Raw genomic sequence first — 17,057 nt, forward strand, 5'->3', positions numbered from 1 at the left:
GGCGGGCGAGGGGCCGGCCGCTTGCGGGCGATCAGCGCAGGGGCGATCCGATCGACCAGCGATGGCCGAACGGATCGATCACCTGCCCGTAACGGTCGCCCCAGAACTGGTCGGCGACCGGCATGGTCAGCACGGCGCCCGCCGCCACCGCGCGGGCGGCCCAGCGATCGGCATCGTCGACCTGCAGGTGGATCGTCACCCCGTGCGGCGGCGGTTCGTCGCGGCCGACCCATTCGGGGAACTCGTCCGACAGCATCACCCAGCCGCCGTTGATCCGGAGTCCCGCCTGCATCAGCCGCTGGCCGTCCTCGGCGACGTTGCGCTCGACGACCGCGGCGGCGAAGGCGCGCTGGTAGAAGTCGAGCGCCTCTACCGCGCGCCGCCCGCGGATCGTCAGGAACGGCGTCACCCCGGTCACCGGCCTGTCCGCCACGCGCATCCTCCCCCTCGCCACCGTCGACCGAGTCGGTCGGCCGATGCTACGCCGCCGCGCGGGCCGGCGAAACCCGGATCGGCGGCAAGCGGGTTCCTTCCGCGGCGCGAACAGGTTAACGGGTCCGTCATGACCGGCGAGGATCAGCCGACGGAGGGACGTTTCGTGGACCGGGAGCACCGCTTTCCGGTCCGCGTCTATTTCGAGGACACCGATCTGTCCGGCGTCGTCTATCACGCCAACTACCTGCGCTACATGGAGCGTGCCCGGTCGGACATGCTGCGCGCCGCCGGCATCGACCAGCGCGCCTTCCACGAGGCGGGGGAGGGCGCATATGCGGTCGTCGACCTCCATATCCGCTACCGCGCGCCCGCCCGGCTGGACGATGCGCTGACCGTCGCGTCGCACGTGGCGGAAAGCGGACCGGCGAAGGTGGTCATTCATCAGACAGTCAGGCGCGAGGCGCTTGTGCTCGCCGACGCTCGCGTCGTCGTCGCGCTGGTGACGCCGGGCGGACGGCCGCGGCGCCAGCCGCGCGCGTGGACGGACATCTATCAGCGGCTGGTTTGGCAGGGGGCCCAAGAATGAATCCGGTGTTCAACATGGAAGCGGCGACGTTGTCGCCCGTCGCGCTGTTCCTCCAAGCCGACTGGGTGGTGAAGGCGGTGATGCTGGGCCTGCTGCTCGCCAGCATCTGGACCTGGGCGATCATCATCTCCTTCTCCGCGCGGGTGCGCCGTACCCGGCGCGAGATGGCGAAGTTCGAGCGCGATTTCTGGAAGGCTGACGATATCGACGCGTTCCACCGCGTGCAGCAGGATGCCGACCTGCCGTCCGCACGCGTGTTCGGCGCCGGCGTGCAGGAGTGGCGCCGGTCGACCGCGGGCAAGACGATCGACCGCGACGGCACGCGCGAGCGGCTGGCCACGTCGATGGGCGCCGCCGTCGCGCTGGAGGTGGAGGCGCTGTCCGACCGGCTGAACATCCTGGCGACGGTGGGCTCGGTCGCGCCGTTCGTCGGGCTGTTCGGCACGGTGTGGGGCATCATGCGCAGCTTCACCAGCATCGCGCAGGCGCAGAACTCGTCGCTGGCGGTGGTCGCGCCGGGCATCGCCGAGGCGCTGTTCGCGACCGCGATCGGGCTGTTCGCGGCGATCCCCGCGGTGATCGCGTACAATCGCTTCAGCCACGGGGTGAACAAGGTCGAGGCGGGGCTGAACCGCTTTGCCGACGGGTTCCACACCACGCTGTCGCGCCAGCTCGACGACCAGCGCTGAGGAAGGGGAACACGCGATGGCGATGAACCTGCCCTCCCACCGCCGCGGCCGGCGCGCGCCGATGGCGGAGATCAACGTGACCCCGCTGGTCGACGTGATGCTGGTGCTGCTGATCATCTTCATGGTCACCGCGCCGCTGCTGACCGCGGGCGTCCCGGTGAACCTGCCCGACGCGCGGGCCAAGGCGCTGGATCAGGACCAGAAGCCGGTCCAACTGTCGCTCGACCGGCAGGGCCGGCTGTTCCTGGGCGAGGACGAGGTGACCGAGGCGGCGCTGCCCGACCGGCTCGCCACGCTGCGCGCCGAGAGCGGTGAGGGACAGCCGCCGCAGGTCTATCTGCGTGCCGACCGTTCGCTGGATTACGGCCGGGTGATGCGGGTGATGGGCGAATTGAACCGGGCCGGGCTGAACCGCGTCGCACTGGTGACGGTGGAGGGCAATTGATGGAGCGGGGCGAGAAGCTGGCGCTGGGAGTAGCGGTCGTCGGGCACGCCGTGCTCTTCGGCCTGCTCTCGGTCGGCTTTCTCGCCACCCCCAATCCCGAGGAGCTGACGGCGAAGCCGATCGAGGTATCGCTGGCCGAGGACGTGGCGCTGGAACAGGCGTCTCCCAACCCGACCGCGGAGGCCGCGCCGTCGGTCGCGCCGGAGCAGGGGGCGCCCGAAGATGCAGCCGCGCCGGAGCCCTCTCCCGCCGCGCCGGAACCCGAGGCGGCGCCGCAACCGGCACCCGCGCCACCGCAACCCAAGCCGCAGCCCCAGCCGGTGCCGCGTCCGGCCAAGCCCGCGCCGGCCCCGACGCCCGCACCCCGTCCCAAGCCACAGCCACCCCGCCCGACGCCGGCGGCCGAGCCGAAGCCGGCGCCGGCGAAACCCGCTGCCAAGCCCGCGCCCGCGAAGCCCGCCGCCACCGCGCCGGCCAAGCCCGCTGCCACCAAGGGGAGCGGCAAGTCGCCGACCGCCACCGCGTCGCGCCCGCGCGGCTCGCGACTGGGCGACGATTTCCTGAAGGGGCTGAGCGACCGCGATACGCCGAGCCGGACCGAGGCAGCGCCGGCTGCCAAGATGGGCGCGCAGGCGGCGGCCGATATCGGGTCGGCGATCCTGCGCCAGGTCCAGCCCTGCGCCAACCGCCAGGTGACGCCGGGGCCGGGCGCGGAGCGCATCCGCGTCGCGATCAACCTGAAGCTGAACCGCGACGGGAGCCTCGCCGCGCGGCCCCGCGTGGTCGGCCACAGCGGCGTTGACGACGACAATTCACGCTATGTCGCGCGGGTCGACGACCTCGCCATCGCCACCTTCGTCGGGTGCTCGCCGCTGCGCGGGCTTCCCGAAGAGCTGTACGACGTTCAGAATGGCTGGAGCAGCTTCACGCTCCGCTACAAGCTGCCAGGATAGGATGCCCATGTTCCGCCTCTCTCTCGCGCTCGCGCTTCTCGCCTCCACCGCCGCGACGGCGCAGCAGCCGGTACCCGCCGCGCCCGCACCGCAGGGCGCGCCGCAGGGACCGACGGCGGGCGGGGACAGCGGGCTGGTCGTGGATGTCGAGGGCGGGATCAGCGCGCCGACGCCGATCGCCATCCCGGTGATGCCGACCGCCGCGGTGGTGAACACGCCGGCCGGATCGACCGATGCGCTGGGCCGGCAGCTGTCGGACATCATCGCCAATGACCTGCGCGGATCGGGGCTGTTCACGCCGCTGGCGCCGTCGCAGCTGCGGCCGGTAGCGTTCGCGGAGGTGCAGGCGCCGTCGTTCGATTACTGGCGCTCGACGCAGGCGCAGGCGCTGGTCCAGGGCTATATCCGCGCCAATGCGGACGGCACGCTGACCGTCGGCTGCTACCTGTTCGACGTGTCGGCGCAGCGCGAACTGGTGAAGCAGGGCTTCGTCGTGCCGCCCGCCGACTGGCGCCGCGCCGCGCACAAGTGCGCCGACGTCGTCTATTCGCGGCTGACCGGCGAGGGACCCTATTTCGACAGCCGCATCGTCTATGTCTCCGAGACGGGACCGAAGGCGAAGCGGATCAAGCGGCTGGCGATCATGGACCAGGACGGCGCCAACCACCGCTTCCTGACCAACGGGCAGGCGATCGTGCTGACCCCGCGCTTCGCGCCGAACCAGCAGTCGATCGTGTATATGAGCTATGCGGGCCGCATTCCGTCGATCTACGTCTACGACATCGGGTCGGGGCGGCAGCGGCTGGTGGCGCAGAACGTCGCCACCACCTTCGCGCCGCGCTTCTCGCCCGACGGCCGCTGGATCCTGTTCTCGATGGCGACCAACGGCAATACCGACATCTACCGCGTGTCGAGCCAGGGCGGCACGCCGCAGCGGCTGACGACGTCGCCGGGGATCGACACCGGCGGCAGCTATTCGCCCGACGGCAGCCGCATCGTGTTCGAGAGCGACCGGTCGGGCGGGCAGCAGATCTATGTGATGAACGCCGACGGATCCAACCAGCAGCGGATCAGCTTCGGCGGGGGCCGCTATGCCACACCCGTATGGAGCCCGCGCGGCGACCTGATCGCGTTCACCCGGCTGGCGGGCGCCTTCCGCATCGGCATCATGTCGCCGTCCGGCGGGGGCGAGAAGCTGCTGACCAACGACTGGTCGGACGAGGGGCCGAGCTGGTCGCCCAACGGCCGCGCCATCACCTTCTATCGCTCCGGCCGCGGCGCCGGCGGCACCGCGACCCTGTGGGTGGTGGACCTGACCGGCGTCAACGAGCGCCGGGTACCGACGCCGCTCAGCGGTTCCGATCCGGCCTGGGGTCCGCTACGTCCGTGATCCGCACCTGCTATTTCAACGATGACCATCATTCGAGGGAGACAATGACATGGCCAAGCTGAAGACCACGCTGCTGATCGCCGCCTGCGGCCTCGCGATCGCCGCCTGCGCCAAGAAGCGCCCCGAGCAGCTGCCGCCGCCGCCGGTCGAGACCCCGGCCAGCGAGACCCCGGCATCGACCGGTCCCACGACCGGCGACGTGACGCCGGGATCGAACGCCGATTTCCAGCGCTCGGTCACGTCCAACACCGTGTTGTTCGGGCTGGACCAGTTCGACATCGACCCGGCCGCGCGCGCGATCCTGGACAACCAGGCCGAGTGGCTGCTCCGCTATCCGCAGGCGCGGATCACGATCGAGGGGCATTGCGACGAGCGCGGCACGCGCGAGTATAACCTGGGTCTGGGCGACCGCCGCGCCAACGCCGCCAAGAACTACCTCGCCGCCAAGGGCGTGGCACCCGCACGGATGACCACGATCAGCTATGGCAGCGAGCGTCCCGCCGCGACCGGATCGGACGAGAGCGCCTGGGCGCAGAACCGCCGTGCGGTGACGATCGTGCTCAGCTGATCCCACCGGCATCGTGCCTGTCCTACATGCGACCGGTCGGGTTATCCCGGCCGGTCGTTTTCATGTCGGGCACGGGTCATCATGCCGTCTTCGCACTCTCACTCTTCCCCGCCCTGCGCCATCGTCTCTCCCGTCCGGAAAGCGAAGGGGGGCGCATGGCGAATGTTGATGCCCCGGCCACTACCCCTCGCATGTCGCAACTTCCTCAACATTCGCGCGCCCGTCCCGGCTTGCCAACGCCGAAATTCGATATTAAAGTGATATCACATTAAAGGGAGGCGATGGTGGCGATCGACAACAGGGACCTGACATCCTCGCGCGAGATCCGCGCGGCGACGGCGAGCGGGCTGGCGATGCTGGGGCTGCTCGCGATGATCGCGGCGGCGGCGGCCTATGCGGTCGTCCAGCTGGCGGGCGAGGCGTGGCCGCCGGTCATGGCACTGGTGCCGATCGTGCTGGTCGCCGGGGCGGTGTTCATCGCCTGCGGCTTCTACATGCTCCAGCCCAATCAGGCCGCGGCGATCACCCTGTTCGGCGCGTATCGCGGGACGGACCGGACGGCGGGGCTGCGCTGGGTGCTGCCATGGCTGATCCGGCGGGTGATCTCGGTGCGCGCGAACAACGTCATCTCCGAACGGATCAAGGTGAACGACCTGCGCGGCAATCCGATCGAGATGGCGGCACAGGTCGTCTGGCGCGTCACCGATACCGCGCAGGCGCTGTTCGACGTCGACGATTACAAGGCGTTCGTGAACGTGCAGATCGAGGCGGCGGTGCGGACGATCGGCTCTCGCTACCCCTATGACGACTACGAGCATCAGGAGGTCACGTTGCGCGGCAACCACGACCAGGTCGGCGGCGAGTTGCGCACCGAGCTGATCGCGCGGTTGTCGGTGGCGGGCATCACCGTCGACGAGTGCGGCTTCACCCACCTCGCCTATGCGCAGGAGATCGCGGGGGCGATGCTGCGCCGGCAACAGGCGCAGGCGGTGGTCGCGGCACGCCAGACGCTGGTCGAGGGCGCCGTGGGCATGGTCGAGATGGCGCTGGCGCAGCTGTCGGCGAAGAACGTCGTCGAGCTGGACGACGAGCGGCGGGCGGCGATGGTGTCGAACCTGATGGTGGTGCTGTGCGGCGAGCGGGACACGCAGCCGGTCGTCAATGCGGGATCGCTGTACCAGTAATGCCGGACGCGCCGCGCAAGTCCTTTCCCCTCCGCCTCGATCCGGCGCTGCATGCCGCGATCGAGCGGTCGGCGGCGTGCGACCTGCGCAGCGTCAACGCGCAGGTCGAATGCCTGCTGCGCGAGGCGCTGGCGCGGCGCGGGGTGAAGCTGGACGCGCCGGTCGCGGTGAAGCGGGGGCGGCCGCGGAAGGAGGAGGACGGCGGCTGACGCCGGCGCCTCAGCCCAGTGCCTCGTCCAGCAGTCGGGCGAGGCGCAGGCCGCCCTTCACCACCTCCGCCCGCATCACCGGCACCAGCTCCGCGACGTCGGCGTCGGTCAGCTTCAGGCGCGCCGGGGTCGGCTGGCACGGGTTGCCGTGCATCGCGACGGCATAGGCGCGGTGGGCGACCTGCCAGCTCTCGCGGCTCCAGTCGGTGACGGAGCCGGCGGCCAGCCGGCGGCGGTCGCCTGGCGGATAGCGTTTCACGAGCGGTGGCGGGGTCGAGATGGCACGTTCGGCGAGCAGCCCGTCCCAGATCGAATGAAGATTGCCCCGCTCGGGTGCGTAGATGCCGTAATCGGCCTTGGCATCGTTACCGCCGCGATCGCCCTTGTCGCCGGCATGGAGCGGCTGGTGCAGATCACCGACGAAATGGACGAGGAAGGCGAGCGCCATCGCCCGCTCCTTCGCCGTGGCGCGGCGGTTCGCCAGCACCACCTTCTGCCGGTCGATCTGGGTCGACACGCAGTCGCCGCCCTTGCAGGCGGGGACGAGGTCGAACGGCTCGCAGATGTTCACGTTCTGATAGTGCCAGCTGTACGCATAGCCGAACCGCGACTTGCCGGCGGCGTCCTTCAGCTGCTTGACGCAGTCGGGCCAGACGCTCGCCTGCTCGATCGTACGGGCGGGGCAGGTGGGGGTGTCGAGCGTCTTCTCCGCCGCCAATATGCGGCGGATCGCGACGCGGGTCGCTGGCTTCGCATTAGTATAGGCGATGGCGGCGACCGTCTCGTGGCCATATTCCCAAAATGCCGCGGCGGGGCTGGCGATCATCGCCGCCGCCAGCGCGACCAGCGCGCGCACCCGGTTCATGCCTCGTCTCCGTAGATGGCGATCGTCCGCCGTCCATCGGCACCCGTGGTGGCGCGGTACATGCCGGGGGTGGTGAAGCGCCACGCCGCCGACCCGTCGGGCGCGGCGACGATGACGCCGCCGGTGCCGCCCATCGCCCGGATCTCGGCCAGGACGGCGTCGGCGGCGGTGCCGACGTCTTCGCCCAGCCAGCGGACGCGAGCATCGACGGCATGGCCGGCGGCGGCGCGGACGAAGAACTCGCCCGATCCGGTCGCCGACAGCGCGCAGCCGCGATCATCGGCCCAGGTGCCGGCGCCGATCAGCGGCGAGTCGCCGATCCTGCCCCAGCGCTTGCCGGTGACCCCGCCCGTCGAGGTGGCCGCGGCGACATGGCCGTGCGCGTCGCAGGCGACCGCGCCGACGGTCCCGAACTTCATGTCGACATCGAAGCCGTCGCCGCCATCGGCCAGCATCGCTTCCAGCTGCGCGCGCCGCTGCGGAATCTCGAACCAGGCTGGATCGACCTGTTCCAGCCCGTGCTGCGCCGCGAATCCGTCCGCGCCCGCGCCGGCGAGCAGGACGTGCGGGCTGTGCTCCATCACCGCGCGCGCCAGCGCGACCGGGTTGCGGGTACGGGTGACGCCGGCCACCGCGCCGGCCCGGCGGTCGCGCCCGTCCATGATCGCGGCGTCCAGCTCGATCCGGCCGTCATGGCCCAGCGCTGCGCCGTGGCCGGCGTTGAAGTGCGGATCGTCCTCCAGCACGCGGATCGACGCCTCGACCGCGTCGACCGAGGCACCGCCGCCGGCCAGCACCGCCGATCCCGCGTCGAGCGACCGGCCCAGCGCGGCGCGGGCGCCGGCATCGGCCGCCGCGTCGAGCGTGCCGCGCTCGATCCGGCCCGATCCGCCATGCACCATCAGCGTCCACCGGGCGGGGGAGGGGGTGTCGGTCATCGGAACTCCGCAAGTCGTTGGATCGACGCGGCGACTAGCAGATCGAGGCGGCGCCGCCACGGTCTTCCTGTTGTCACGCGAGAAGGGTATAGAGGCGTCATGTCTATCAGGCCCTGGCGCGATATCGCGCGCCGCCCCTGCCGCCAGATCATGGTCGGCAACGTTCCCGTCGGCGGCGATGCGCCCGTCACCGTGCAGACGATGACCAACACGCCGACCAGCGACGCGGTCGCGACGATCGACCAGATCCGTCGCTGCGAGGAGGCGGGCGCCGATATCGTCCGCGTCTCGTGCCCCGATGTAGAGAGCACCGCTGCGCTCGGCAGGATCGTGCGCGCGGCGCGGGTGCCGATCGTCGCGGACATCCATTTCCACTACAAGCGCGCGCTCGAGGCGGCGGACGCGGGTGCGGCCTGCCTGCGCATCAATCCCGGCAACATCGGATCCTCGGCGCGGGTGGCGGAGGTCGTCCGGGCGGCGAAGGCCAATGGCTGCGCGATCCGGATCGGCGTGAACGGCGGATCGCTGGAGAAGCACCTGCTGGAGAAATATGGCGAGCCGTGCCCCGATGCGCTCGTCGAATCGGCGCTAGACCATATCAAGCTGCTGCAGGACCACGATTTCCACGAGTACAAGGTCGCGGTGAAGGCGTCGGACCTGTTCCTGGCGGTGGCGGCGTACCAGCAGCTGGCCGAGCAGGTCGATTGCCCGCTGCACCTGGGCATCACCGAGGCGGGCGGCTTCGTCGGCGGCACGGTGAAGAGCGCGATCGGGATGGGCAGCCTGCTCTGGTACGGCATCGGCGACACGATCCGCGTCTCGCTGTCGGCGGAGCCCGAGGAGGAAGTGCGCGTCGGCTTCGAGATCCTGAAGGCGCTGGGCATCCGCAACCGCGGCGTTCGCGTGGTGTCCTGCCCCAGCTGCGCACGGCAGGGGTTCGACGTGATCCGCACCGTGCAGGCGCTGGAGGAGCGGCTGGTCCATATCCGCACGCCGATGTCGCTGAGCGTGCTGGGCTGCGTCGTCAACGGCCCCGGCGAGGCGCGCGAGACCGATATCGGCATCACCGGCGGCGGCAACGGCAAGCATATGGTGTACCTGTCCGGCGTGACAGACCATCACGTGCAGGACGAGGGGATGATCGAGCACATCGTCCGCCTGGTCGAGGCGAAGGCCGCCGAGATCGAGGCGGCGGATCAGGCGCGGCTGGTCGCCGCCGCGTAGGCGGATGGCAGCCCGATGAGCAGACCCGTGTCCTCCAGCGTGGCGCTGTGCGTGGCGGCGGCCGGGATCGGCAGCTATGCGGCGATGGACACTGCGATGAAGGGCCTCTCGCTCGCGAGCGGCGCGTATAGTGCGGTATTGTGGCGCTCGATCGCCGGCGTGGCGATGTTGGCGCCGATCCATCTGATGCGAGGCGGGCGTTGGCCGGGCAGGCCGGCGCTTGCGCTGCACGTGGCGCGCGGCGCGATCGCGGGTGCGTCGGTCATCCTGTTCTTCTGGGGGCTGGTGCGTGTGCCGATGGCGCAGGGCGTGGCGCTGACCTTTCTGGCGCCGCTGATCGCGCTGTTCCTGGCGGGCGCGATGCTGGGCGAGCGGATCAGGCGGGCGGCGGTCGGCGGCTCGCTGATCGCGAGTCTGGGCGTGCTGGCGATCGCTGCCGGGCAGGTACAGGCGCGGGCCTCCGAACAGGCGGTGCTGGGCAGCGTCGCGATCCTGATCGCCTCGTTCCTGTATGCCGGCAGCCTGATCCTGTTGCGGCGGCAGGCGCAGATCGCCGACCCGCTGGAGGTGGCGCTGTTCACCAGCATCGTGCTGGGCATGCTGCTGCTCGCGGGGGCGCCGTGGTTCGCGGAGGTGCCGGCGGCCGGGCAGGTGCCGATGATCGTGCTGACCGGCGTGCTGGGATCGGCATCTGCGGTGGCGCTGGCCTGGGCGTACCGGCATGCCGAGGCGCAGGTGCTGGCGCCGGTCGAATATACCGCCTTCGCCTGGGCGGCGCTGTTCGGATGGCTGGCGTTCGGGGAGCGGGTGTCGCCGTACACCGTCGCCGGCGCCGTGCTGATCATCGGCGGCTGCCTGGTCGCGGTGCGCCGGCCCGCCATACCGCCAACGGAGCTTGCCGCGTGATCCGTCCAGCCAGGCCGGCCGATGTCGGCACGATCCTGCGCTTCGTCCGTGATCTGGCAGCGTTCGAGCGGGAGCCCGATGCGGTCACCGCGACCGAGGCGATGCTGACCGCGGCGCTGTTCGGCGAACAGCCGGCGGCGGAGGCGGTGATCGCCGAGCGCGCGGGCGAGCCCGTCGGCTTCGCCTTGTTCTTCCACAATTTCTCGACATGGGAAGGGCGGCGCGGGCTGTATCTGGAGGATCTGTACGTGACGCCCGAGGCGCGGGGCGCGGGCGTGGGAGCGGCGCTGCTGAGGCACCTGGCCGGGATCGCGGTGGATCGCGGCTGCGCGCGGTTCGAATGGTCGGTGCTGGACTGGAATGCCGATGCGATCGCATTCTATCGTGCGATGGGTGCCGTCGGACAGGAGGAGTGGACGGTCCAGCGGGTCAGCGGCGATGCGCTGGGAAGGCTGGCGGGGCGGTGAGCGTCGACATGGGACTGGTCGAGTGGGCGGCGGAGGCGGTCACGCCGCTGGGTGCGCCGTCATTCCGCCGCATGATGGGCGGTGCCACCCTGTACTGCGACGGCATCGCCTATGCGATCGTCGCGCTCGATTCGCTGTGGTTCAAGGCCGATGTCGCAAGCGATGCGGCATGGGACGCGGTCGAGGCGGAGCGGTTCACCTATCCGCGCAAGGACGGAACGGTCGCCACCATGAACTATCGCCGCGCGCCCGACGCGTGCCTGGACGATGACGAGGCATTCCGCGAATGGGCAGGGCTGGCCATCGAGGCGGGCCGCCGGGCCGCGGCCAAGAAGGCGACCCGGCGGCGATGAACGTCAGGCTTCGCGGCCGGCGACCTCGGGCGAATCATGGGGCTCGTCGCCCTCCGCCTTGGCGGCGTTGTAGCGGTCGATCGCCTCCATGGTGATGCGGCGCGCCTCGTCCGCATCGCCCCATTTGCCGACCCGGACCCACTTCTTCTTCTCCAGGTCCTTGTAGTGGGTGAAGAAGTGCTCGATCTGCTCGAACACGATTTCCGGCACGTCGCCGCGACCGCCGACGTTCGAGTAATAGGGGAACACGGCGTCCACCGGCACGCAAACCAGCTTCTCGTCGCCGCCGGCCTCGTCCTCAAGGTTCAGGACGGCGATCGGGCGTGCGCGGACGACGCAGCCCGGGATGAAGGGCGAGCGGGCGATGACCAGCGCGTCGAGCGGATCGCCGTCCGGCGACAGGGTGTGGGGTACGAAGCCGTAATTGGCCGGATACCGCATCGGCGTGTGGAGGATGCGATCGACGAACAGCGCGCCGCTGGCCTTGTCGAATTCATACTTCACGGGCTCGCCGCCGGTCGGCACCTCGATAATGACGTTCAGGTCGTCGGGCGCATTCTTGCCCACCGGAATCAGGTCGATACGCATCATTTCCCCTGTAGTGTTGGCGTCGCCGGCCGATCCGACCGGATAACGGCCTTCGGTTAGCGTGCCGTTACGGCGATTTGTCGCTGCCGGTAGCCGCACCGCGGCGGTTAGTCGATGTCCTGTGGCGATTTCGTCCCGGAATCACGTCCGATCCGTCGCAACGCAGCCACTCAGCCGCCGATCACGTTCACGGTGAACGCCAGAACGCCCAGGTTGAACACGAAAGCCGCCATGCTGTGCCCCAGCACCACCCGGCGCAGTCCGGGCGAGGCGATGGTGACGTCCGATGTCTGGAAGGTCATCCCCAGCGTGAAGCTGAAATACAGGAAGTCCCAATAGTCCGGCGTCGGGTCGCTGCCCGGGAAGTCCAGCCCACCCGCATCGCGCCCATCCGCATCGGAATACCAGAGATGGGCGTAATGGAGCGCATAGACGATGTTCGAGAACAACCAGGCGAGGATCAGCGTGGCGATGACGAGACCGATCGTCGCCGCGTCGTTGCGACCCTTCAACTCCCCCGCGACCGCGACGAGGATGACGACGGTGATGAGCGCGGTGAAGCCGAGCAGCACCGCGCGATTGGCATCGTTGTCGCGCGCCGTCCGGCGCATGCGGGCCGGTTCGTCGTGCGCAAGGAGCGGCGCCAGCGACAGGAGAAAGACGACCGCGGCGCCGTCGAACGCCGCCATGATGCCCCGTCCACGGCCGAGCCACGCGATAGCGGCGGGCAAGGCGCCCGCCAGCACCAGCGTGAACAGCACGAATCGCGGTGGTGCCACCCGCCGCCCGAGGCCCCACCATGTTCGGTCCGTCATGGCAGGGGTGCTAGCGCTTGGGCCCTCGCTCGCCTAGAGACCGCCGCGTCTATGGCACGGATCGAAACACCCAAGCGCGTGCGCGGCACGCAGGACATCTTCGGCGACGAGCAGCGCCGCTTCGCGCACGTCCTCGCCACGTTCGAGCGGGTGAGGGGGCTGTATTGCTTCCAGCGCGTCGACATACCGGTGTTCGAGGCGACGGAGGTGTTCGCCCGCTCGATCGGCGAGACGACCGACGTCGTGTCGAAGGAGATGTACACCTTTCCGGATCGCGGCAACGACAGTCTGACGCTGCGGCCCGAGTTCACCGCCGGGATCGCGCGCGCCTATCTGACCGAGGGATGGCAGCAATATGCGCCGTTGAAGCTGGCGACCAGCGGCGCGGTGTTCCGGTACGAGCGGCCGCAAAAGGGACGGTATCGCCAGTTCCACCAGATCGACGCCGAGGTGATCGGCGCGCCCGAGCCGGCGGCGGACGTCGAGCTGCTGGTGCTGGCCGACCAGCTGCTGCGCGAACTGGGCATAGCCGGTGAAGAGGGGGGCGTGACGCTCCAGCTGAACACGCTGGGCGATGCCGAGACGCGGGACGCGTGGCGGCAGGCGCTGGTCGATCATTTCGAGGCGCATCGCGCCGACCTGTCGGAAGACAGCGTGGTCCGGCTGGCGAAGAACCCGCTGCGCATCCTCGATTCGAAGGATCCGCGCGACCGGCCGGCGGCGGACTCGGCGCCCGACATCGACGCGTTCCTGACGGACGAGGCGCGGGCCTTCTTCGATGCGGTCACGGCGGGGCTGGACGCCGCCGGCGTGGCGTGGACACGCAACCCGCGGCTGGTGCGGGGGCTGGATTACTACCGCCACACCGCGTTCGAGTTCGTAACCGACCGGCTGGGCGCGCAGGGGACGGTACTGGCGGGCGGACGATATGACGGACTGATCGAATCGCTGGGCGGACCGGCGACGGCGGGGGTCGGCTGGGCGGCGGGGGTCGAGCGGCTGGCGATGCTGATTGACGCTTTACGGTCGGATGATGGACCTGTGATTATTGTTGCAGAGGCCAGAGAGCGTGAACTGGAGTCCATCGGATTGGCGGCGCGAATGCGCCGGGCTGGAGTAGCCGTTGAACTGATCGTGACGGGCAACACGCGTAAAAGGTTCGACAAAGCAAAGAAGATGGGGGCCGAAGCCATCATTTCCCTGGATGTGCGTGACGGACATCGAACTCATGGGATGCAGGTTTTCCGATCATCCGACGCCGCTGCCCGTATCGAACAGATCTACAAGCGTGAATACGCCAATCTGCAGGAAGGTGCCGATTGGGAATGACGCCCATCTCACCCGACCGGATCGCGCAGATCGAGGCGCGGCGCGACGAACTGTCGGCGCTGATGGCGACCGGCGACTTGCCCGGCGATCGCTTCGTGGCGGTGTCGAAGGAATATGCCGAGCTTGAACCGGTCGCGCAGGCGGCGGGCGAGGTGCGGCGGCTGCGCCAGGAGGCGGAGAGCCTGGCCTATATGGCCGAGGACTCGGACGACGACGAGCTGCGCGCCATGGCTGCCGAGGAGCTGCGCGACAATGGCCGCGCGCTGGAGCAGGCGCATCATCGCCTCGCGCTCGCCCTGCTGCCGCGCGATGCGGCGGACGAGCGGGCGGCCATGCTCGAGATCCGTGCCGGCACCGGCGGCGACGAGGCGGCGCTGTTCGCGGGCGACCTGTTCCGCATGTACCAGCGCTATGCCGAGCGGCAGGGCTGGCGCGTCGAGCTGATCTCCGCCAGCAGTTCCGACGCGGGCGGGTACAAGGAAGTGGTCGCCAGCGTGACCGGGCAGGGCGTGTTCGCCCGGCTGAAGTTCGAGAGCGGCGTCCACCGCGTGCAGCGCGTGCCGGCGACCGAGAGCGGCGGGCGCATCCATACCTCCGCCGCCACCGTCGCGGTGCTGCCCGAGGCGGAGGAGGTCGACGTGCAGATCGACGAGGCCCGCGACCTGCGCATCGACGTCTATCGCTCGTCGGGGCCCGGCGGCCAATCGGTCAACACCACCGATTCGGCGGTGCGCATCACCCATCTGCCGACCGGTCTGGTGGTGATCCAGCAGGACGAGAAGTCGCAGCACAAGAACAAGGCCAAGGCGCTGAAAGTGCTTCGCACCCGGCTGTACGAGGCAGAACGCGAGCGGCTGGCGGCGGAGCGATCGGGCACCCGGCGGGCGATGGTCGGGTCCGGCGACCGCTCGGAACGGATCCGGACGTATAATTTTCCGCAGGGGCGGGTGACCGACCATCGCATCAATCTGACGCTGCACCGCCTGCCGGAGATCATGACCGGCGAGATGGACGAACTGGTCGGCGCGCTGATCGCGGAGGACGAGGCGGAGCGGTTGGCCAGCCTGGATGGCTGACGATCGGTTCGCGACCATGTCGGCACGATCGGCGCTGAACGAGGCGGCGGCCCGCTTCGCGTTCTCGCCCACGGCGCGGATGGATGCGGAACTGCTACTCGCCCACGCACTGGGCATCGAGCGGAACGCCCTGCTGCTCGACCTCGATCGCCGGGTACCGCCGGGCTTCGCCGCGCTGGTCGAGCGGCGCGCGCGACATGAACCGGTCGCCTATATCACCGGAACGCGCGGATTCTGGACGCTGGACCTGGCGGTCGGCCCCGGTGCGCTGGTGCCGCGAGCGGATAGCGAGACGCTGGTCGAGGCGGCCGTGACACGTCTGGCAGGGCGGCCACCCGCGACGATCCTGGATCTGGGCGTGGGACCGGGCACGTTGTTGCTGGCGCTGCTCGACGTGTGGCCGACGGCGCGTGGTTTGGGGGTCGACCGATCGGCGGCGGCGCTCGGCTATGCGCAGCGTAATGCGACCCGGGTCGGGGGGCGGGCGCAGCTGGTGCAGGGGGACTGGACGACGGCGATCGCCGGCCGGTTCGATCTGGTCGTGTCGAACCCTCCGTATGTCGCGACCGATGCGGTGCTGCCCGAGGAAGTGAGCGGATTCGAGCCGGCGGGCGCGCTGTTCGCCGGGCCGGACGGGCTGGACGATTATCGTCGGCTGGCCGCCATGCTGGGGGACGTGCTGTCGCCCGACGGGCTGGTACTGCTGGAGATCGGCTTCGATCAGGCGGCGGCGGTCGGACATCTGCTGGACGAGCGGGGTTTCAGGACCGAGTTGCACCGCGATCTGGCGGGCCATGCGCGCGTGATCGCGGCGACATGGATCAACGCCGGTTGAAGCTGTATGACGACACACCCATATTTCGCTTGTCGGGCAATGCCTGCGGTCGCTATGGAAGGACCGGGGCACGCGACATCGACAGCATGTATTGGGACATGATGTCCGGCCGCGACCCGCACCCGTAAACCCGATGTCGCCGCGATATGGCGGCTCCGGATCCGGTGGCGCCGACGCGCAGCCGGGCAGGGTAGCGAGCCCACGTGGCCGGGAGCCCGTTTTGCATATGGCACCGTCGAATGTCTGGAAGGGACTATCAGCTTGATCAATAATCGGCAGGCCGGTCGCCGTCGCGGCCGTGGTGGCAACGGGAATGGCGGCAACGCTCCGCGCCAGGGCGGGCAGGGACGTGGCGATAACGGCAATCGGATCGACAGTCGCGCCCGCGGCAATGCCAGCCAGCTGTACGAGAAGTACAAGAACATGGCGGCGGATGCGCAGCGGCAGGGCGACCGCGTGAACACCGAATATTACCTCCAGTTCGCCGATCATTATTTTCGCGTGCTGAGCGATCAGCGCGGCCGCTTCGAGGAGCAGCCGCAGCGTCGCCAGCAGTTCGACGACAATGACGGCGACGAGGATTTCGGCGACGAGGGCGAGCCGATCCGCGCCGGCGAGCAGGCGGAGGCGCCGCGCGGCGATCGTCAGCAGCGGGACGGCTATCGCGAACCGCGCCAGCAGAACGATCGGCAGCAGGGTGACCGGCAGCAGGGTGACCGGCAGCAGGGTGACCGGCAGGCGAACGATCGTGGCGGCGACCGCTACAACGGCGATCGCCAGAACGGCGAGCGGTCATCCAACGATCGCCAGAACGGCGAACGGTCGTCGAACGATCGCCAGGGGGCCGATCGGCACAATGGCGATCGCCAGGAGCGGCCGCGCCGATGGGAGCGCGAGGAGCGTGTCGCCCGCCCGGTCGAGGTGGAGACCGAGATCGCCGGTCAGCACCGTGCGGATCCTATCGCCCCGGGCGAGGATCTGGCGGCGCGAGCAGACACGGTGATCGCAGCGGACGGTCCGCTGGGCGTCGAGCCCGCACCGCGCCGCCGCGGTCGCCCCCGGCGCGATGCCGCTGTCGCGCCCACGACCGAGACGACGGCTGCCGAGTCGAACGGCTTCGAGGCCGATCGTCTTCCTCCGTCGCTGGGAACGACGGCGGCCAACGACGCGGACGGCGACACCGATGCGCCCAAGCCGCGCCG

21 protein-coding genes (1 of these 21 cut by a window edge) are annotated in these 17,057 nt (G+C 69.8%); 16 read left to right on the forward strand and 5 right to left on the reverse strand.

The features are described 5' to 3' along the window. Window positions 1–31: 31 nt before the first annotated feature. Window positions 32–439 carry a VOC family protein gene (locus ABC319_RS16205; RefSeq protein WP_413071215.1) on the reverse strand — a complete coding sequence of 136 codons (408 nt, stop codon included), beginning with the start codon at window positions 437–439 and terminating at the stop codon, window positions 32–34. A 123-nt stretch (window positions 440–562) separates the two neighbouring features. Here ABC319_RS16205 and ybgC point away from each other — a divergent pair, with 123 nt between their 5' ends. From ybgC to ABC319_RS16245, 8 genes are all read left to right on the forward strand, one after another. Further along, window positions 563–1,021, forward strand: a complete 459-nt coding sequence (gene ybgC / locus ABC319_RS16210) for a tol-pal system-associated acyl-CoA thioesterase (protein ID WP_413071216.1) — start codon at window positions 563–565, stop codon at window positions 1,019–1,021. Beyond that, the gene (gene tolQ / locus ABC319_RS16215) at window positions 1,018–1,710 is read left to right on the forward strand and encodes a protein TolQ (RefSeq protein ID WP_413071217.1); all 693 of its coding nucleotides are present in this window, start codon (window positions 1,018–1,020) and stop codon (window positions 1,708–1,710) included. The genes ybgC and tolQ overlap by 4 nt, the downstream gene beginning before the upstream one ends. 16 nt (window positions 1,711–1,726) lie before the next feature. Further along, window positions 1,727–2,155 (forward strand): protein TolR, encoded by a 429-nt coding sequence (gene tolR / locus ABC319_RS16220; RefSeq protein ID WP_413071218.1) that lies wholly within the window; start codon window positions 1,727–1,729, stop codon window positions 2,153–2,155. Beyond that, window positions 2,155–3,108, forward strand: coding sequence for a cell envelope biogenesis protein TolA (locus tag ABC319_RS16225; RefSeq protein WP_413071219.1), 954 nt, complete (start codon window positions 2,155–2,157; stop codon window positions 3,106–3,108). Before tolR ends, ABC319_RS16225 begins: the two co-directional genes overlap by 1 nt. A gap of 1 nt (window position 3,109) precedes the next feature. Next, entirely contained in the window at window positions 3,110–4,498 is a 1,389-nt protein-coding gene (gene tolB / locus ABC319_RS16230) for a Tol-Pal system beta propeller repeat protein TolB (RefSeq protein WP_413071220.1), read from the forward strand. A 49-nt stretch (window positions 4,499–4,547) separates the two neighbouring features. Further along, window positions 4,548–5,066, forward strand: a complete 519-nt coding sequence (gene pal / locus ABC319_RS16235; protein WP_413071221.1) for a peptidoglycan-associated lipoprotein Pal — start codon at window positions 4,548–4,550, stop codon at window positions 5,064–5,066. 371 nt (window positions 5,067–5,437) lie between these two features. Further along, entirely contained in the window at window positions 5,438–6,250 is an 813-nt protein-coding gene (locus ABC319_RS16240) for an SPFH domain-containing protein (protein ID WP_413071733.1), read from the forward strand. After that, window positions 6,250–6,459 (forward strand): type II toxin-antitoxin system antitoxin, encoded by a 210-nt coding sequence (locus ABC319_RS16245; protein WP_413071222.1) that lies wholly within the window; start codon window positions 6,250–6,252, stop codon window positions 6,457–6,459. The genes ABC319_RS16240 and ABC319_RS16245 overlap by 1 nt, the downstream gene beginning before the upstream one ends. A 10-nt stretch (window positions 6,460–6,469) precedes the next feature. On the opposite strand, the gene ABC319_RS16250 is transcribed toward ABC319_RS16245, so the two are convergent. Both ABC319_RS16250 and ABC319_RS16255 read right to left on the reverse strand, forming a co-directional pair. Beyond that, window positions 6,470–7,324: a S1/P1 nuclease gene (locus ABC319_RS16250; protein ID WP_413071223.1), complete on the reverse strand. Its 855-nt coding sequence runs from the start codon at window positions 7,322–7,324 to the stop codon at window positions 6,470–6,472. Further along, on the reverse strand, window positions 7,321–8,262 hold the full coding sequence (locus ABC319_RS16255) for an isoaspartyl peptidase/L-asparaginase family protein (RefSeq protein WP_413071224.1): 942 nt from the start codon (window positions 8,260–8,262) through the stop codon (window positions 7,321–7,323). The genes ABC319_RS16250 and ABC319_RS16255 overlap by 4 nt, the downstream gene beginning before the upstream one ends. A gap of 99 nt (window positions 8,263–8,361) precedes the next feature. On the opposite strand from ABC319_RS16255, the gene ispG reads away from it, so the two are divergent. The 4 genes from ispG to ABC319_RS16275 are packed head-to-tail and all read left to right on the forward strand — an operon-like array spanning window position 8,362 to window position 11,212. Further along, on the forward strand, window positions 8,362–9,486 hold the full coding sequence (gene ispG / locus ABC319_RS16260) for a flavodoxin-dependent (E)-4-hydroxy-3-methylbut-2-enyl-diphosphate synthase (RefSeq protein ID WP_413071225.1): 1,125 nt from the start codon (window positions 8,362–8,364) through the stop codon (window positions 9,484–9,486). Between the two features lie 15 nt (window positions 9,487–9,501). Then, entirely contained in the window at window positions 9,502–10,392 is an 891-nt protein-coding gene (locus tag ABC319_RS16265; RefSeq protein ID WP_413071226.1) for a DMT family transporter, read from the forward strand. Beyond that, window positions 10,389–10,859 (forward strand): GNAT family N-acetyltransferase, encoded by a 471-nt coding sequence (locus ABC319_RS16270; RefSeq protein ID WP_413071227.1) that lies wholly within the window; start codon window positions 10,389–10,391, stop codon window positions 10,857–10,859. The genes ABC319_RS16265 and ABC319_RS16270 overlap by 4 nt, the downstream gene beginning before the upstream one ends. After that, complete coding sequence (locus ABC319_RS16275; protein WP_413071228.1) at window positions 10,856–11,212, forward strand: TfoX/Sxy family protein; 357 nt, start codon at window positions 10,856–10,858, stop codon at window positions 11,210–11,212. The genes ABC319_RS16270 and ABC319_RS16275 overlap by 4 nt, the downstream gene beginning before the upstream one ends. A gap of 3 nt (window positions 11,213–11,215) precedes the next feature. On the opposite strand, the gene ppa is transcribed toward ABC319_RS16275, so the two are convergent. Further along, window positions 11,216–11,800: an inorganic diphosphatase gene (gene ppa, locus ABC319_RS16280; protein WP_413071229.1), complete on the reverse strand. Its 585-nt coding sequence runs from the start codon at window positions 11,798–11,800 to the stop codon at window positions 11,216–11,218. Window positions 11,801–11,970: 170 nt separating this feature from the next. Beyond that, complete coding sequence (locus ABC319_RS16285) at window positions 11,971–12,615, reverse strand: DUF1345 domain-containing protein (protein ID WP_413071230.1); 645 nt, start codon at window positions 12,613–12,615, stop codon at window positions 11,971–11,973. Window positions 12,616–12,666: 51 nt separating this feature from the next. Here ABC319_RS16285 and hisS point away from each other — a divergent pair, with 51 nt between their 5' ends. The 4 genes from hisS to ABC319_RS16305 all read left to right on the forward strand — a co-directional run. Further along, window positions 12,667–13,944, forward strand: coding sequence for a histidine--tRNA ligase (hisS, locus tag ABC319_RS16290; protein WP_413071231.1), 1,278 nt, complete (start codon window positions 12,667–12,669; stop codon window positions 13,942–13,944). Then, entirely contained in the window at window positions 13,941–15,020 is a 1,080-nt protein-coding gene (gene prfA / locus ABC319_RS16295; protein WP_413071232.1) for a peptide chain release factor 1, read from the forward strand. The genes hisS and prfA overlap by 4 nt, the downstream gene beginning before the upstream one ends. Continuing rightward, window positions 15,013–15,855, forward strand: a complete 843-nt coding sequence (prmC, locus tag ABC319_RS16300) for a peptide chain release factor N(5)-glutamine methyltransferase (RefSeq protein WP_413071233.1) — start codon at window positions 15,013–15,015, stop codon at window positions 15,853–15,855. The genes prfA and prmC overlap by 8 nt, the downstream gene beginning before the upstream one ends. A gap of 261 nt (window positions 15,856–16,116) precedes the next feature. After that, window positions 16,117–17,057, forward strand: the 5' portion of a protein-coding gene (locus ABC319_RS16305; RefSeq protein WP_413071234.1) for a DUF4167 domain-containing protein. It continues 46 nt past the right edge of the window; only the first 941 of its 987 coding nucleotides appear in the window; its start codon is at window positions 16,117–16,119; its stop codon lies beyond the right edge, outside the window.

The organism is Sphingomonas phoenicis, from assembly GCF_047238005.1.
Lineage (GTDB): Bacteria > Pseudomonadota > Alphaproteobacteria > Sphingomonadales > Sphingomonadaceae > Sphingomonas.

Excerpts from the sequence above, each read along its gene's own strand:
- ABC319_RS16205 (WP_413071215.1), bottom strand. The coding sequence starts at position 439 with ATGCGCGTGGCGGACAGGCCGGTGACCGGGGTGACGCCGTTCCTGACG.
- ybgC (WP_413071216.1), top strand. The coding sequence starts at position 563 with ATGACCGGCGAGGATCAGCCGACGGAGGGACGTTTCGTGGACCGGGAG.
- tolQ (WP_413071217.1), top strand. The coding sequence starts at position 1,018 with ATGAATCCGGTGTTCAACATGGAAGCGGCGACGTTGTCGCCCGTCGCG.
- tolR (WP_413071218.1), top strand. The coding sequence starts at position 1,727 with ATGGCGATGAACCTGCCCTCCCACCGCCGCGGCCGGCGCGCGCCGATG.
- ABC319_RS16225 (WP_413071219.1), top strand. The coding sequence starts at position 2,155 with ATGGAGCGGGGCGAGAAGCTGGCGCTGGGAGTAGCGGTCGTCGGGCAC.
- tolB (WP_413071220.1), top strand. The coding sequence starts at position 3,110 with ATGCCCATGTTCCGCCTCTCTCTCGCGCTCGCGCTTCTCGCCTCCACC.
- pal (WP_413071221.1), top strand. The coding sequence starts at position 4,548 with ATGGCCAAGCTGAAGACCACGCTGCTGATCGCCGCCTGCGGCCTCGCG.
- ABC319_RS16240 (WP_413071733.1), top strand. The coding sequence starts at position 5,438 with ATGATCGCGGCGGCGGCGGCCTATGCGGTCGTCCAGCTGGCGGGCGAG.
- ABC319_RS16245 (WP_413071222.1), top strand. The coding sequence starts at position 6,250 with ATGCCGGACGCGCCGCGCAAGTCCTTTCCCCTCCGCCTCGATCCGGCG.
- ABC319_RS16250 (WP_413071223.1), bottom strand. The coding sequence starts at position 7,324 with ATGAACCGGGTGCGCGCGCTGGTCGCGCTGGCGGCGGCGATGATCGCC.
- ABC319_RS16255 (WP_413071224.1), bottom strand. The coding sequence starts at position 8,262 with ATGACCGACACCCCCTCCCCCGCCCGGTGGACGCTGATGGTGCATGGC.
- ispG (WP_413071225.1), top strand. The coding sequence starts at position 8,362 with ATGTCTATCAGGCCCTGGCGCGATATCGCGCGCCGCCCCTGCCGCCAG.
- ABC319_RS16265 (WP_413071226.1), top strand. The coding sequence starts at position 9,502 with ATGAGCAGACCCGTGTCCTCCAGCGTGGCGCTGTGCGTGGCGGCGGCC.
- ppa (WP_413071229.1), bottom strand. The coding sequence starts at position 11,800 with ATGCGTATCGACCTGATTCCGGTGGGCAAGAATGCGCCCGACGACCTG.
- ABC319_RS16285 (WP_413071230.1), bottom strand. The coding sequence starts at position 12,615 with ATGACGGACCGAACATGGTGGGGCCTCGGGCGGCGGGTGGCACCACCG.
- hisS (WP_413071231.1), top strand. The coding sequence starts at position 12,667 with ATGGCACGGATCGAAACACCCAAGCGCGTGCGCGGCACGCAGGACATC.
- prfA (WP_413071232.1), top strand. The coding sequence starts at position 13,941 with ATGACGCCCATCTCACCCGACCGGATCGCGCAGATCGAGGCGCGGCGC.
- prmC (WP_413071233.1), top strand. The coding sequence starts at position 15,013 with ATGGCTGACGATCGGTTCGCGACCATGTCGGCACGATCGGCGCTGAAC.